A 15,155-nucleotide genomic window follows, 5' to 3' on the forward strand; every position below is an offset into this window, starting at 1 on the left:
AAGCTATTCTCGGTGAAAAAAATGATTTTTTTCATAAAATCCCTTTAAGGTGATTTTTTTTACGACCGTCAGATATATACAATTATTAAGTCTTTCAATATACCTTTAGACAGGAGAAAGTCTATGATTATTGATTTTCGTGTGCGTCCTCCGGCGGCTGGTTTTGAAACACTGAATATGCACGGTCCAGAGAACAACGTGCACTGTTATCCGGTCAATGGCCCGGATATGATGCCCAATCCATCAAGCGATGAATATTCCATGCCTCTCTTTTTCAAAGAGATGGAAGAGGCCGGTATCGACAAGGGCGTTGTTTTGGGGCGTGACACGGGTACTCGTTGGGGCTATGTCAAAAACGATGCCATTATGGATGTCGTCAACGCATACCCTGACAAGTTTATTGCCGGCTTTGGTTCCGTAGACGTAACGCGCGGTATCCGTGAATCTGTGGATGAAGTACAGCGTGCAGTCAAAGAACTTGGCTGCCGCGGCATAGTGTTGGAACCCGGCACCTCCCAGCCTGCCTGCTATGCCGATGACCCACGACTGTACCCTATCTATGACCGATGCGTTGAATTAGGCGCTATTGTCGTCCTCTCCATGAGCCACTTCCTTGGGCCTGATGTATCCTATCAGGATCCTGCCCATGTACAACGTGTCTGCCATGACTTTCCTTCGGGCAAATTCATGATAGCCCACGCTGCATTCCCGCACATACTATCAGCCATTGCTGCCTGTATCGCCGAAAAGAATCTTTGGCTCATCCCGGACAACTATATGTCTATCACCAACATGCCGGGACGCAACCTGTGGGCTGAAGGTATTAATTATACACAGGGTCGCCATATCGTGTTCGGTACGGCGTATCCCTATGCCAATCTCAAACAGAGTGTAGAAGCGACCAAAAAATTTGATCTCCGGAAGGAATATTATGATCGCTACATGTATCAGAATGCTCTGGAACTTCTTGAAATGAGTTGAACTGCATTTCATAAGAAATGTTGTCGTTGACCTGTTCGTTTGTATCAACGTTAACAGGAGAAAAGTATGGTTATTGATTTTCGTATGCGTCCTCCGGCTAAAGGGTGGGAAACAATGAATATGCATGGCCCTAAACGCAACGTGCATATCTACCCTTGCAACTCTCCAGGGACACTTCCTATAGCCTCCAGTGATCAATACTCCATGTCATTACTTATACAGGAAATGAATGAAGCTGGTATTGATAAAGCTGTAGCTTTAGGACGGAATACAGGTACTATTTGGGGTTATGTAAAAAACGAAGCTGTGGCTAATGTGGTTAAAGAGTACCCAGATACGTTTATTGCTGGCTTCGGCTCCGTTGATCCAGCCGCAGGTATACGAAACTGTGTAGACGAAGTGCAACATGCGGTCAAGGAACTTGGTTGTCGCGGAATAGTCATCGAACCTGGTGCGTCTACTCCTGCACTGTATCCCAACGCCGCACAGCTTTATCCCATCTACGACCGCTGCGTAGAGCTGGGCGCTGTTATCGTTGTTTCACTGAGCCATTTTCTTGGACCAGATGTGTCCTTCCAGGATCCGACCTATATGCAACGAGTGTGCCATGACTTCCCTAAAGGCAAGTTCGTCATCGCCCACGCATCGTTCCCCCACATCTTGCCGGCCATTGCTGCTTGCATAGCCGAAAAGAATCTATGGCTCATCCCTGATACCTACATGGCAGCGGCTAGTTATCCAGGCACAAAACTGTGGGCCGAAGGGATCAATTACGTTCAGGGACGTCACATGGTATTTGGTACGGCATACCCGTATCTTGGTCTCAAACAGAGTATCGATGGCGTAAAAAGGTTTGGTTTCCGCAAGGAGTATTACGACCTATATATGTACAAGAATGCTCTGGAACTACTGGAAATGTGATGAAAACATGGCCCGGAAAAGCCATTTTCCGGGCCCCTGGCCTATTCAATTCCAAGAATATTTTCCGGGAGAAGGACACTCTATGAACATTTTGTTCAGGATGCTAAACAAGCTAACACAAGCTGTGGGAATGCTCAGCTTCTGTGCAATGTGCATCATTATCTTTTTCCAGGTCATCGCCAGATATGTGTTTTCCAATGCTTTTGCATGGCCAGAAGAAGTAGCAAGGTTCTTTTTTATCATATGTACTTTTGCCAGCATCAACTACTGTATGGAAAAAGATGGCCACCTTCGCTTGATGATACTTCCATTATATTTTAAAAATTGTTATAATAAACTTTTCGATTTTTTATATCTTTTGTTTATGATTATTTATCAAGCACTTGCAATATACATGGGATATGAGCTTACAATAAAAATATACAGACTTCAGATGAAGGCTGTTACCGTACCTCTTCCCTTATATTTAGTTTGGGTTGGCATACTTTTTTTTACGCTGCTTATGCTTCTTGTCTCAGCCGGGCGATTGTGGAACTGTATCGTCGGGAAATATCCTAAGAACGAGGACAAGTAGATGGAACCTATCTTTGCCACCTTTGCGACCATGGCAATACTGCTCATTCTGAGTGTCCCTATCGGGCCATCCATCGGTCTGGGAGTGATATGCGGCATCGTCCTAGGCGATTTGCCTATGGCATTGTTTATCCAGAAATTCTATAATTCTTTCGATTCATTTCCACTCATGGCGGTACCGTTTTTCCTGCTGGCCGGCGACATCATGGCTCGCGGAACCCTTTCAGAGATTTTACTCGACTTCTGCCATGCCTGTGTGGGGCATAAAAGAGGCGGCCTGGCTCAGATCTCCGTCATTTCGTGCCTCTTCTACGGCGCTCTTTGTGGTTCTGCCGCCGCTACCACTGCCGCTATCGGCACCATTATGATTCCGGCCATGCAAAGGGACGGCTATCCAAAGGAATTTTCGGCAGGACTTAACGCCGCGGCTGGCTGTCTTGGCGTTATGATCCCTCCCTCCATTCCTCTTATTCTGTTCGGAGCTTTCGGCGGAGTATCCGTCAGCGATCTCTTCATCGCAGGCATAGTGCCCGGATGCCTTATTGCAGCGATGTTGCTGTTCACAGCGTATCTTCTCATTGTGCGCAAGGGCTATGGCACTCTTCACCCCAAACTCTCGTCTAGAGAACGTATTCGTGCTTTCAAGAAGGCCGCTCCAGCACTCGGCGTTCCTGTACTTATTCTCGGCGGCATCTATGGCGGGTTCATGACTCCAACGGAAGCCGGCTGCGTCGCGGTATTCTACGCCTTTGTTATCGAAATTTTCGTGTATAAAGGCATGACTTCTGCTCTGTTTTTTCACATACTCAAGTCCTCAATGTTCTCGTTAGGTATGCTCTTCATGATTCTCATTCCTGGCGGGGCCTTGGGTACTCTGTTGCTGTACTATAACGTCCACGAATCACTTTCCACACTTATTCTCAGCATGACCAGCAGTAAATATGTATTTCTGCTGATATGCCTTGTCATTTATATTATCATAGGAACGTTTCTCGATGCGGGCATATCCATCATTATTCTTACGCCCATTCTGGTTCCTATCGCTATCAAATTCGGCATTGATCCTATCCATTTTGGCATTCTTACCCTTGTTACACTATGTGTAGGGTTTCTTACTCCACCTGTGGGGCAGAACCTATTCGTGGCGTGTAGTATCGCCAAATTAGATATCCTTACTTTGGCCCGTTCCGTCATGCCCTTTATGGCTACCATGCTGGTGGGAGTCCTACTTATTACATTTGTTCCTTTCTTCAGTCTTTGTCTGCTGTAGAAAAACGTTAATCTACCTTTAGCTGGAGGAGCATTATGTTGAAACACACTGTCGTCACCGCATTGACCTTCGTACTCATGACCGCCGTCCTTCATGCCCCTGCCGTCGCTGCACCCAAGGTGCTGAAATTCTCCTGTCTTGAACCTGAAACCTCACTTGAGACCAAATTGCTTCGCGAATACTTTGTCAAGGATATTGAGGAGAATAGCAACGGACGCTACAAAATCGATATGTACCCAGGTTCATCGTTAGGCAACACGGATACCGTGGTTCAGGGATTGAATATGGGTACTATCCATCTGGCCTTCGATTCTGCCTCCAACCTTTCACAGTTTGCGCCAAAACTTGCCATTTTCGATCTACCGTATATGTTCACACGGGAAGAACTTGCCAAGGTGATGGATTCGCCCGCCGGTAATAAACTGAAGGCTGAGACGCGGAACTTCGGTGTACAAATCATTAATTTTATCGCAGCGTTTCAGCGGAATCTTATTTCACGCAAGCCTTTTCACACCGTGGCGGAAATGGAAGGTGCGAAGGCTCGTTCCACCAATTCCAAATGGCACATATTTGGCTTGCAGGCTCTTGGTTTTAAGCCCATCCCTATGGCCGCAGCAGAGATGCTGACCGGTATACAACAAGGAGTAGTCGACTGCATGGATATCGCCATCAGTGCGATGTATGGCTACCATGTCTATGACGTGGCAAAAAATATTATCCTGACTGACCAAACCAATATATGCACTACATTATTCACATCGGCGGAATGGTGGGACAGTCTGCCTCAAGCTGACAAACAAATTATAACTGAAGCTGCTAATGCCTACCGCACAGCCATCACCGAGGCTTTCAACCAGAGTCAGGCAAAATTTATACGTCTGTTGAAGGATGGCGGTTGTGATGTGTATACTCTGCCCGAATCAGAGCGCAATATCTGGCGTCAAAAGGTGTATAAGGAATACCAACACCTTCCTGAAGATATGCTTATATTGTTCAAAGAGTTACGTGCTGCGGCTGATGCCTGATAGAATACCATTCTATCATCTTTTTATGTACAGTCAGATGTCCCTTTTCGAGAATTTCAATCATTAAAAGACTGGAGTTGCTATGTTGAAACTTTCTTCACTTTTTGCTCTGACGGTTGCATTATTATGCGTCAGCATCAGTTCACCAGCTTTTTCCACCCCAAAAATTTTGAAGTTTTCCTGTCTTGATCCTGATACTTCACTGGAGACGCGTTTTCTCCGAGAGTATTTTGTCAAATATATTGAAGAAAAGAGCAATGGACGCTACAAAATCGATATGTACCCAGGTTCATCGTTAGGAAACACGGATACCGTGGTTCAAGGACTGAATATGGGTACTATCCATCTCGCCTTCGATTCTGCCTCCAACCTTTCACAGTTTGCTCCAAAACTAGCAATTTTTGACTTGCCTTATATGTTTAATCGTGATGAACTCTATAAAGTAATGTCTTCGCATGCAGGCCAAAAACTTAAAGACGAAACCCGCAAGTTCGGCGTACAAGTGTTGGACTTCATCGCTCCTTTCGAACGCAATCTTATTTCGCGAAAACCTTTTCGTTCTGTGGCAGAAATGGAAGGAGCGAAGGCTCGTTCCACCAACTCCAAATGGCATATCTTTGGATTGCAGGCATTAGGTTTTAAACCTATTCCCATGAATGCCGCTGAAATGTTGACCGGTATCCAACAAGGAGTAGTCGACTGTATGGATATCGCCATTACAGCTATGTACGGTTTTCATATATATGACGTGGCTAAGTACATTATTTTAACAGAACAGACAAATATTTGTACTACACTGTTCACTTCTGCGGACTGGTGGGATTCATTATCAAAAGAAGATAAAACACTCTTTGTTGAGGCCGCCAATACCTACCGTAGGGCCATCACTGAAGCGGTCTCAGCTAGCAACGCAAAACTGATAAAACTTCTTGAAGAAGGAGGCTGCGAAATTTATTCGCTACCTGAATCTGAACGAAATATTTGGCGTTCCAAAGTATATAAAGAATACGAAAATCTTCCTGAAGATATGCGTACACTATTTAAAGAACTGCGCGCTGCAGTTGATGCATAACGATACCATTTAACAAGAAAAGCAGTGAATAAGGAAAAGTTTGGAAACTCTTCCGGACTTTTCCTTGCTGCAAAAATATTATTTATCGAGCGTATCTTTCATAAAGAAAACATTTTTATATTATATTCATAGTGTATCAAAAATTTTTATGGATATATAATTAAACTTTTTATTTTTTAAAAATCGCTAAATACATTTGTAATTTTGCTAAAAAACAAAATTTTATAACTTATTATACATGACAAAAAATATTTTTAAAATTAAAAATAGTTTTTTTGTTTTGTTTTTATCCAATTTATGTGACAAGTTATAAAATGGTATTGCTTTTATTTTACCGCTGGCGCATCATAAAGCTACTTGCAACCTATCTATAGGTGCTTACTACTTTTCATATGTTACCATCACTGGGGGGGCACATGCTTTCCTTTACTCCGCAAGACGTAAATTTAAGTATCCCCTGTTATATCAAAAATACTTCTTGTTGCTGGGAACAAATCCTCAATATTGGACGCAAAGAAAAATATCCAAAAGGAGCAACTTTTTTTGAGTCTTCATATGGTCAAAACCGCTTTTTTTATGTAAAGTCAGGCCTTCTCTGTACTATCAACGAAAATGACCATGAAAAAATACATTTCTTTTTTGATAGTGGATCCTTACTCCGTGAAACTATTTTTCTTTCTAATTATACACTACCTCAAAATTATTATTATTATTGTATTAAAAATTTAATTATTTACAGTTTTGACGGCGCTCTACTTTTAGATAGACATTTTTATGCCAACTATCCAGAACTTATCATGAACTGTATGTTCTCCATTTCAATAAAAAGTCTAATGAGTCAACTCTTCTCAAATATTATCAGTCTCAAAAGTAAAGAAGCACAGGTTGCATTCTACATAGACCACATGTTTCGCTCTGCCCATGAGAGGGCGATGTTTATACCACCAATAAACCAGTCCCAACTGGCCAGCTTACTCGGACTACACAAAAATACTGTAAGTCGCATTATCAACAACCTGAAAAAAAAACGTCTGCTTGGATGTTATACTAAAACAAGGCTGGAAATTCTCGACGTGGAAGGAATTCGAAGACTATATCCTTCCTCTTTGGGAGAGATTTTTCCTTTTTAATTAGTAGTTACAAAAATTTTTACTATTGAAAGTGCTACCCTTGTTAATATCCGAGGATGACAAGCTAGAACGGTATCAATGCAGATCCTTGCCCGCTTTTACCTCTTTCATCGTTTCTCTCTTTCCAAACAAACGGGATATTCGAAAAGAGGGAAGATTACAAAAGGGTTTAATCCCATAAAACGGGCCGTACCGTGTTACGCTTCAATCCGGCCTCACCTCCTGCAGAGCGGATGAATGCTACGAACTCTTATCGTGACAAACTTATTTAATCAAACAAGCACTTGATCAAATCCGAAAGGCTGCCAACAGTATTAGCAAAGACTGTCCTACGACCGTGTAGGCATCGCCCATAACGCACACGAAATACAGCGCGTATGCCCCTGACAGCAAGCATCCGTACGCAATCAGGCTTTACCCATTATGCCTCTTAGAGGGAAAGACTGATATGCTCGCACAGTCACGTTCTATGTCAGCCCGGCAGACAGAAGGGCAGAAAAGTATGCGCTTGCTTGTGCGCGACACCTCGCTTCTCAATACGCCTCGCGAGCGGCAGTACGCCCTGAACGACTTCACCCATGTGGACTTTCTCATTTTCGAGACCATGAGCCGCCGCCCCATCGCCGCCGTGGAAGTAGACGGCTGGGCCTTCCACCGGCCAGGCAGTGTTCAGGCCGAACGGGACGCGCTGAAGAACGACATCTGCGCCCGCTGTGGCATACCGCTGCTCCGCTTCAGCACGACTGGCTCCAGAGAAAAGGAAGGGCTGCTTCATCTGCTCAAACCTCTTTACACCTGACAGAAAAACCGCTTTCCTGCGCCTTTCCGTATGGGAAGTTTTCCAACCTCCCCGCCGTGTTCCCGTCCCAATTTGAAGACGTTCTGCCATTCCTAAAAGAACGAGACCCGTTTGCACATCGGCGGGCGGGCCTCCTCAGGGGTTACGGAATAAGTATTAACTAAAATCAAGAGCGGTCTATTTATAAATCTGCTTTTTCGACTAATTTTCCTTGTTTTTCATATAGTTCAACATCTATATTCCCGTGTGTATCTGTTGCCATATATTTTCCCAATACTAAAATTAATGCCGACAAACTTTCTCGAAAATCATTAGAATTGCTTGATGTTACCGATACAACTTGCCATACTTTTTTTAAAAGTTCAAGATTTGTTTTTGAGAAACTATACACGTCTATAGACAACAAATGCGTATAAAAAAGTTTCACTTGTTTGGTAATGATCATATCCACCAGTCCCATATTTTGGTGTTGTATATGTGTATGGTATATATCCATATGGACCATATGTATATGTTGTATGCGTATCAACTCCGGCCTGTCCTGTAATTGGCACCATATGATTTATTGTTCTTGAGTGTGGCCCTCCAACTTTAAAGTATATAAATACAACATAATTAGCATCGTATACATCATCAACAATATTATATACATTATTTTTTAATGTACTTAATACACTATTATAAACAATATTGTAATCAAAAGATGTTTTATTTTTTCATAATCAAATACTATTTTATATTTATCATTAGTATTTTTAATTTGTTCATACTCTTGAGATGTCCTACCATCAACAAGAACATTAAATTTTGGAGAGCATCCTGAAGTACAGAAAACCATGAAAAAAAGAACTAATAACAGTATAATTTTTTCATTTTATAGTCATCTCTTCAAAAAAACAATTTTCTGGTGACAAGTTTTACTTGTCATTTTTATTATCTTATAATTATAGGATAATAGTCAAGTTTTTATCATCAATTTGTTTACTTTTTAAAGGTTGCACAGGTAAAAATGTTCAGCACCACGTTCCCCTGCACCTGCTTGTGTGTGACGCCCCGCTCTCAATGCTTTTTCCGTATGGAAAGTTCATCCTTGCTGCCGTGTTCTCCGTACCGATTTGAAGGCGTTCTGCCGTTCTTAAAAGAATAAGGCCCGTTCGCACATCGGCGGACGGGCCTCATCAGGTTGCAGTGAGTGGACGTTTACTTTACGGCGTCAAACTCGTCTTCGATTTCTTTGGAGGGCGCCTCGGTGGCGAGGCTCACGATGAGAATGGCGGCGCAGGCGACAAGGAAGGCCGGAAGCAGTTCATAGATACCCCAGATGCCGCCCAGGGGACGGACGAGATATTTCCAGGCGAAGACCATGACGCCGCCGGAGACCATGCCCGCCAGCGCACCCCACTTGTTGCAGCGCTTCCAAAACAGACTGAAGAGCATGACCGGGCCGAAGGCCGCACCAAATCCAGCCCAGGCGAAGGACACGATCTGGAAAATGGAGCTGTTGGGATCGCGGGCGATGAAAATGCCGACAATGGAAATAGTCAGCACGGCAAGGCGGGCCACAAGGATGGTCTTTCTGCTGGAAAGTTTGATGCCCAGCACGCCCTTGAGCAGGTTTTCCGAAACGCTGGAGGCCGCGGCCAGAAGCTGAGAATCCGCCGTGGACATGGTGCAGGCCAGAATGCCGGCAAGAACAAGACCGGCGAGCAGGGCGGGCAGGATACCGTAGGAGCTGAGCAGATGGCTGACCTGAATAATGAGTGCTTCGGCGGAGGAAGCGGACTGGAACTGGGGCACGGCGCCGACCTTGGACATGGCGTAACCGAGGACGCCGATGAAAATGGCGCAGCCCATGGCGATGACAACCCAGGTAGTGGCGATGCGCCGGGACAGCGCGACTTCGTCTCCGTGGCGTATGGCCATGAAGCGGAGCAGGATGTGCGGCATACCAAAGTAGCCGAGGCCCCAAGCCATGGTGGAGGCGATGGTCAGCGGCCCGTATTCGGTCACTTCGCCGGTGAGGATATTGGCCGTGCTGTTCAGGGAGAGATAACCGTTCACTTCCTGGGCGGCGCTTTCGATGGCACTCCAGCCTCCGGCGACTTCAACGCCGAAGCCGATGATGATGAGCAGTGCCAGCGACATGACGATGGACTGGATAAGGTCGGTCATGGACGCGGCCAGAAAACCGCCCAGCGCGGTATAGCCCACGATGACCACGGCGCCCAGGATCATGCCGGTCATGTACTCGATATCGAACATGGAGGAGAAGAGCTTGCCGCAGGCGGCGAAGCCCGACGCAGTGTACGGGATGAAGAAGACGATGATCACCAGCGCGGACATGCCGAGGAGCAGGTTGCTTTTGTCGTGGAAGCGGCGGGCGAAGAAGTCAGGGATGGTGATGGCGTCGATGCGTTCGCTGTAATGGCGGAGACGCTGGGCGAGGATGAGCCAGTTGACGTAGGTGCCGAGAGCCAGCCCGAAGGAAGTCCAGAAAGTATCCGCAATGCCGCAGAAGAAGGTCAGTCCGGGAATGCCCATGAGCAGCCAGGAAGACATATCCGAGGCTTCGGCGCTCATGGCGGTGACCACAGGGCCGAGCTTGCGTCCGCCGAGATAGAAGTCGTGGGCGTTCTCGTTCCGTCTGGCGCAGACGAAACCGATGACGAGCATGAAGGCAAGATAGAGGACAACGGCGAGATAGATGAAAATCTGATAGTTATTCACGGTAAAAACCTGATGCGTAAAAGGAAAAATCGAGAGAGTCTCGAAGGGAAGCGAGCCGGATTCAGGAACGGATCAGAACGCAGGGGCGTCCCATGGCGGGATCAGACCCCCGGGGGCCGAGATGAGAGAGGCGTACAGATCCATGACAAGGTCCTGAAAAAGGCTTGGACGCGCTTGAGGCGTCCTGCTGCAAGGCAGTATACGGATCTTTCCAAAAAAGTAAAATCAAAAATACGGCGTTCCGGCGGCGCCGGGTGTGAGCATACGGCGCACTTTTCCGCAAATAGCGCAGCAACGATGCCTTTCAGGAAGCGAACCGAAACGCGACGCGAAAAACAACATCTTTGTCAAGATGTAACGAAACCTTCTTTTTCCTGCCGGCCAAGATGCAGCGGGGCGTCAGTTCCGGTCTATGGTGCGTTCGATGCAGGCGCAGGCGTTGTGACCGTGTATGGACTCTTCACTTTCCACTTCAACGCGGAACCAGGTCACATGGGTCTGCGATTCGAGCCGGACGGCCACATTGCGCACCACGTCTTCCACGAACACAGCGTTTTCGTAGGCGTGTTCCGTCACAAATTTTTCATCGGGGCGCTTGAGCAGTGTGTAGATGGGGGACGAGCCGGAGGCTTCGGCGATATCGATGAAGCCTTCCAGCCACTCGAAACGGGCCATACGCACGGCCAGCCGTACCGTGGCACGCTGCCCGTGGGCTCCGGCGCAGCTGATGGCCTTGGAGCACGGGCAGACCGTGGTCACGGGAATTTCAAGTTCCAGCAGAATATGCGGGCGCTTTTCCCCTTCCTCCATTTCGCCGGTGAGACGGCAGGTATAGCGGACGGGCGCTTCCTGACCGGACACCGGTGCCCTGCGCGTAAGAAAATAGGGAAAATGGAAACTCGCGTAAGCGCGATGAGCGTGAAGACGCTGGAGGACGTCGCCGAGCAGACGCTTCAGGGAAGGATAATCCAGCATCTCGCCGCTGTCTTTACGCCAGTGTTCGAGAGCCTCAATGAAACGGCTCATATGTGTGCCCTTGTATGCGGCGGGCAGGTCTACGCCCATATCCACGCTGGCCACGGTATGCTGACTGCCCCTGTCACGATCCTTGACCACCAGAGGAAGTTCGATGTGCTTCACGCCTACGCAGTCGATAGCCAGGGCTACATCGGCGGGAGCGCTTTGCACATCCTGAAGAGGCTTGCCGGAAGAAAGACTCATGGACGCGCCTCGCGGACGTGGGTGAAATGGTGCTCCGGTGCGGCTTCGATGGCCGTCAAAGAGCAGGAGCTTTGAAGCACGCCCCGTGAGGAGCGCAGTCTGTCGGCAAGCCGAGTCACTTCAGCACAGGGGCCTCGCAGAGCCAGCGTTTCCAGACAGTGATGTTCGTCCATGTGGACGTGCAGAGAGGCGATGACCATGCCGTGGGCTTCGTGCTGGAGCGCAGTGAGCCGCCCGGGAAGGTCGTTCTCGTGATGGTCATAGACCAGGGTGAGTACGCCCGCCACGGGAGCATCGGGAGCGGAAGTGATCTTTTCCGCCAGTTCGCGGCGCAAAGCGTGCCGCAATGCCTCGGAACGATTGGTGAAGCCCCTTTCCTGGCTCAGTTCATCGAAGGCCGCCAGAAGATCGCGCTCCAGAGAAACACCGAATCGAACAAGATCGCTCATGACCGGCTCCATAGGAAAAAAAGAAGGGCGCAGGGCGAACCGCCTGAACAAGCCCGCTTTTCGTTTTTCGTTCGCATACGTCAGACGAAGCATACGTTTTTTTACGGGACTTGGAAAGAGTGCGGCAAAGCCTGGCCCCCGACAGGGAATGCAAAAAGATATATCACACCTGTGCCTGTGCGTTTTCAGCTTCCGGGAAGAAAAATAAAAAAGGACGGTTCTCTCCGCATTAAAAGGAACCGTCCTTACCCCCATCCGTTAATAAATTTGTAGGATTTTATACTAAGGAACTGTTTATATCTGCCCTTTAGTTTTTGACAATACTTTTAATTTTTGAAGTTTTTCTTTATACATGAGTGCTTTTTCAGTGTATCTATGTTTATATATAAAATTTTTACATATTCTATATTTCCAGTAATTAATAAAAGTAATCATTTTATTATTTAACAAATTGGAAAATTCTTTTTTTAATTTTATTCCAGTTTGTATTCTTTCCACATCAATATTCATAATATTAAGAAGTTCAGCCGTTTCATAAGGTTCCTCTCTGTCTTTTTTAAGAGCATTTTTCAACCATGTTCTAGATCGTTCAATTTCTTTTTGAAGATTTACATTGGCTTCAGTCCAGTCAATATCCTGAAAAAGAATCTCTTTCTTTCTATTAAATTCCGAGGCATCATAAAGAAATCGATTCATCATGCCAGTAACGAGAAAAAGAGTCTTAAAACGGTTTAGTTCGCAGTCATCATTTTTTATAGTAATAAACTTCTTATTAAATATAGTTGCAAAACATGATCCATGAAAACTATCAGTTATCAATATATTACAATTTTTAATATAATAAAGCCAACTTTCAACAGATGAGTTTCCTGCTATATCTATAGATTTTGTATTATAATATTTTTCAACATCTTCTACAATATCCATCTTGGCTTTATTTGGGCAAAGAAAATAATAGGCAATAAAATTTTTTTCTGTTCGAAATGAATCATCAGCCAGCTTTTCATAGAAATTTTTGTCAAGGAGAAAAACAGGATCGAGTACTTGAGTACCTTCAATTCCAAATTCTTCATTCAAATATGTAACACCCTCATTTTCACGAACAGAGATCGCGTCAAATCTTGAAAGCCAGAGCTTTCTTAAGCGCAGTTGTTCTTCTGGCCCTTCAAAGGAAACTTCCGGTCCAAACGAGGTGGCATAGCTTATTTTTCTGTTTTTTCCATCCACAAAATTTAAAAACATATGTCCATATGGCCATATTCTAAAATCCCATCTCCAAAGTTGATCGCTGCCGACCACGAAAATCCCATACTCGTCATTGAGCGAAGCGAGTGTCTCCTCATTAACCCGCCTAGTTAGGCTAAGCCTTTTTTCTGCAAACTTTCTACCTAAGCCATAATCCTTGTATACGTCTACAGGAGTAAAATTGATCGCCTGGCAATGGTAGCCCAAGGCTGTTATCGCTTTATTGAGTGCATAGTTCGTAAGAATTGCTCCTCGATTACAGTTCCAGATCCATCCTAGTACTGCGACATCATAGGTATGATTCTCAATTCTTGATAGAGTTTCATTAAAACCAAGATCGTCAATCTGTTTATTGAAAATATCTATATCCTTGTGCTGTGGAAAATTTCCAGATAGACCTCCGTTGTGTGACACAGCTTTACGCGTAGACAATTTTTTATGGATTCGGCATCTTTTTTTAAAGGATTGTACGATACCTTCCCCTTTGGCTGTGTTCGTGAGGACACAACTCGTCCCCTGGCTATCGTCAAGATGCGGAAAATGCTTTCCAATACCCCAAAAATCACCAATAGAAATATCTCCCTGCCTATGCAAAGCATGATATCGACAGTGGCTGCAGGGTTCATTTTTTAGCAAGCCAAGTCCATATGCCTTCATAAACAAAGTCAAGAAGTTCTCTTCGGGATGCTTCTCTGTGGTAATTACTGTATAAGAAGATGTCCACCCCCTGATTTTGCTTCGGAAATTGACTGACGTAATCTTTTCACCGGCACAGTTATCTTCCAGAAATTTCCTGTAGATTTTAGGAGAGGATATCGTGGCACAAAAAAGATCAACGAGCAGAAGGTTCTCGTAATCCTTCTGCAAAAAGCTTCTGAGGCCAGCGACTTGGCAGGGCACACCAGAGAAAACGATGAATGCGCCCTTTTGCAAAAGCTCCTTGATGGTTCTATAAAAATCTTCTGCAACAAAACTCTGTACATATTTCGAACGTCGCAGTTTATCAAGGTCGTGCAGATTATTGATCAGGATATGATGGACGTTCCAGGAACCGTCAAACGCCGCTCCCGCAATGTATATCTCTTCCCCCTTGTATCGACCGTACCATTCTTCGACAATGAGACTGAAGGCTCCACCCGACGAAGACACATAGCGTAGGTCATTATCTGCCTGCACTGCAAAGCATTTTTGCTTGCCAATCTGAAACGGTACTGTCGTCATTTCCGGGCAAATCTTTTCGCACAGTTCGCAGTTAGTGCATTTTTCCGTATCAATAACAGGATGATAGTAGCCAGCCTCGTTCTCCCGCATGGTGATTGCGCGGGCAGGACAGCCGTTGGCACAGGCCGCGCAGCCTGTACAGCTCTTGAATTCGGAAACTATCATTTCATTCTCCCGTGCAATATAGCTGTTAGAAGAATACTACGCTCACCAATAAGGCGTCCTTCATCGCCAGACACTCTGTTGACGAACAGGGGTGCCAAGAGCAGGTAGCCAGTTTTAATCTGTTGAAATAATTAAATTTTTATAAACGAAGACTGTTAATGAAAAAAGGGGATCTGAGAGACACTGACTTTTATAATGACAAATGTTTGAAATTATGCTATCCTTCAAAAAAAAACGGAGGATACCGAGATGCATTGCCGGAAATGTGGTTCTGAGGCATTTGTTAAAAATGGGTTTGTCGCTGGAGTTCAACGTTATAAATGTAAGGAATGTGGATTCCAGTTTACGCGGGAAAC

Annotated in this window: 13 protein-coding genes; 8 read left to right on the plus strand and 5 right to left on the minus strand. The window is 45.5% G+C overall.

The annotated features are described in order from the left end of the window. Positions 1–123 precede the first annotated feature (123 nt). The 8 genes from Q0Z94_RS02445 (at position 124) to Q0Z94_RS02480 (ending at position 7,771) form a co-directional block, all read left to right on the plus strand. Entirely contained in the window at positions 124–981 is an 858-nt protein-coding gene (locus tag Q0Z94_RS02445; RefSeq protein WP_298067367.1) for an amidohydrolase family protein, read from the plus strand. 66 nt (positions 982–1,047) lie between these two features. After that, a complete protein-coding gene (locus Q0Z94_RS02450; protein WP_298067370.1) occupies positions 1,048–1,902 on the plus strand; it encodes an amidohydrolase family protein in 855 nt (284 codons plus the stop codon). 82 nt (positions 1,903–1,984) lie between these two features. Then, positions 1,985–2,476: a TRAP transporter small permease subunit gene (locus Q0Z94_RS02455; RefSeq protein ID WP_298067372.1), complete on the plus strand. Its 492-nt coding sequence runs from the start codon at positions 1,985–1,987 to the stop codon at positions 2,474–2,476. Beyond that, a complete protein-coding gene (locus Q0Z94_RS02460; protein ID WP_298067375.1) occupies positions 2,477–3,745 on the plus strand; it encodes a TRAP transporter large permease in 1,269 nt (422 codons plus the stop codon). It begins immediately after the preceding gene. Between the two features lie 35 nt (positions 3,746–3,780). Further along, the gene (locus tag Q0Z94_RS02465) at positions 3,781–4,770 is read left to right on the plus strand and encodes a TRAP transporter substrate-binding protein (protein WP_298067378.1); all 990 of its coding nucleotides are present in this window, start codon (positions 3,781–3,783) and stop codon (positions 4,768–4,770) included. An 82-nt stretch (positions 4,771–4,852) separates the two neighbouring features. Continuing rightward, positions 4,853–5,842, plus strand: a complete 990-nt coding sequence (locus tag Q0Z94_RS02470; RefSeq protein ID WP_298067381.1) for a TRAP transporter substrate-binding protein — start codon at positions 4,853–4,855, stop codon at positions 5,840–5,842. A 416-nt stretch (positions 5,843–6,258) separates the two neighbouring features. Next, complete coding sequence (locus Q0Z94_RS02475) at positions 6,259–6,972, plus strand: Crp/Fnr family transcriptional regulator (RefSeq protein WP_298067384.1); 714 nt, start codon at positions 6,259–6,261, stop codon at positions 6,970–6,972. 448 nt (positions 6,973–7,420) lie between these two features. Next, complete coding sequence (locus tag Q0Z94_RS02480; RefSeq protein WP_298067387.1) at positions 7,421–7,771, plus strand: DUF2726 domain-containing protein; 351 nt, start codon at positions 7,421–7,423, stop codon at positions 7,769–7,771. A gap of 181 nt (positions 7,772–7,952) precedes the next feature. Here Q0Z94_RS02480 and Q0Z94_RS02485 read toward each other — a convergent pair whose 3' ends face one another. The 5 genes from Q0Z94_RS02485 to Q0Z94_RS02505 all read right to left on the minus strand — a co-directional run bounded on the left by Q0Z94_RS02485 (position 7,953) and on the right by Q0Z94_RS02505 (position 14,799). Next, the gene (locus Q0Z94_RS02485; RefSeq protein ID WP_298067391.1) at positions 7,953–8,216 is read right to left on the minus strand and encodes a hypothetical protein; all 264 of its coding nucleotides are present in this window, start codon (positions 8,214–8,216) and stop codon (positions 7,953–7,955) included. Between the two features lie 755 nt (positions 8,217–8,971). Beyond that, positions 8,972–10,498 carry a sodium/proline symporter gene (locus Q0Z94_RS02490; RefSeq protein WP_298067395.1) on the minus strand — a complete coding sequence of 509 codons (1,527 nt, stop codon included), beginning with the start codon at positions 10,496–10,498 and terminating at the stop codon, positions 8,972–8,974. Positions 10,499–10,897: 399 nt separating this feature from the next. Continuing rightward, positions 10,898–11,719 (minus strand): GTP cyclohydrolase FolE2, encoded by an 822-nt coding sequence (gene folE2 / locus Q0Z94_RS02495; protein ID WP_298067398.1) that lies wholly within the window; start codon positions 11,717–11,719, stop codon positions 10,898–10,900. Next, positions 11,716–12,168, minus strand: a complete 453-nt coding sequence (gene nikR / locus Q0Z94_RS02500) for a nickel-responsive transcriptional regulator NikR (protein WP_298067401.1) — start codon at positions 12,166–12,168, stop codon at positions 11,716–11,718. The genes folE2 and nikR overlap by 4 nt, the downstream gene beginning before the upstream one ends. A gap of 294 nt (positions 12,169–12,462) precedes the next feature. Further along, the gene (locus tag Q0Z94_RS02505) at positions 12,463–14,799 is read right to left on the minus strand and encodes a polysaccharide pyruvyl transferase family protein (protein ID WP_298067403.1); all 2,337 of its coding nucleotides are present in this window, start codon (positions 14,797–14,799) and stop codon (positions 12,463–12,465) included. Positions 14,800–15,155: the final 356 nt, after the last annotated feature.

Source organism: uncultured Mailhella sp. (assembly GCF_947631555.1).
Classification (GTDB): domain Bacteria; phylum Desulfobacterota; class Desulfovibrionia; order Desulfovibrionales; family Desulfovibrionaceae; genus Mailhella.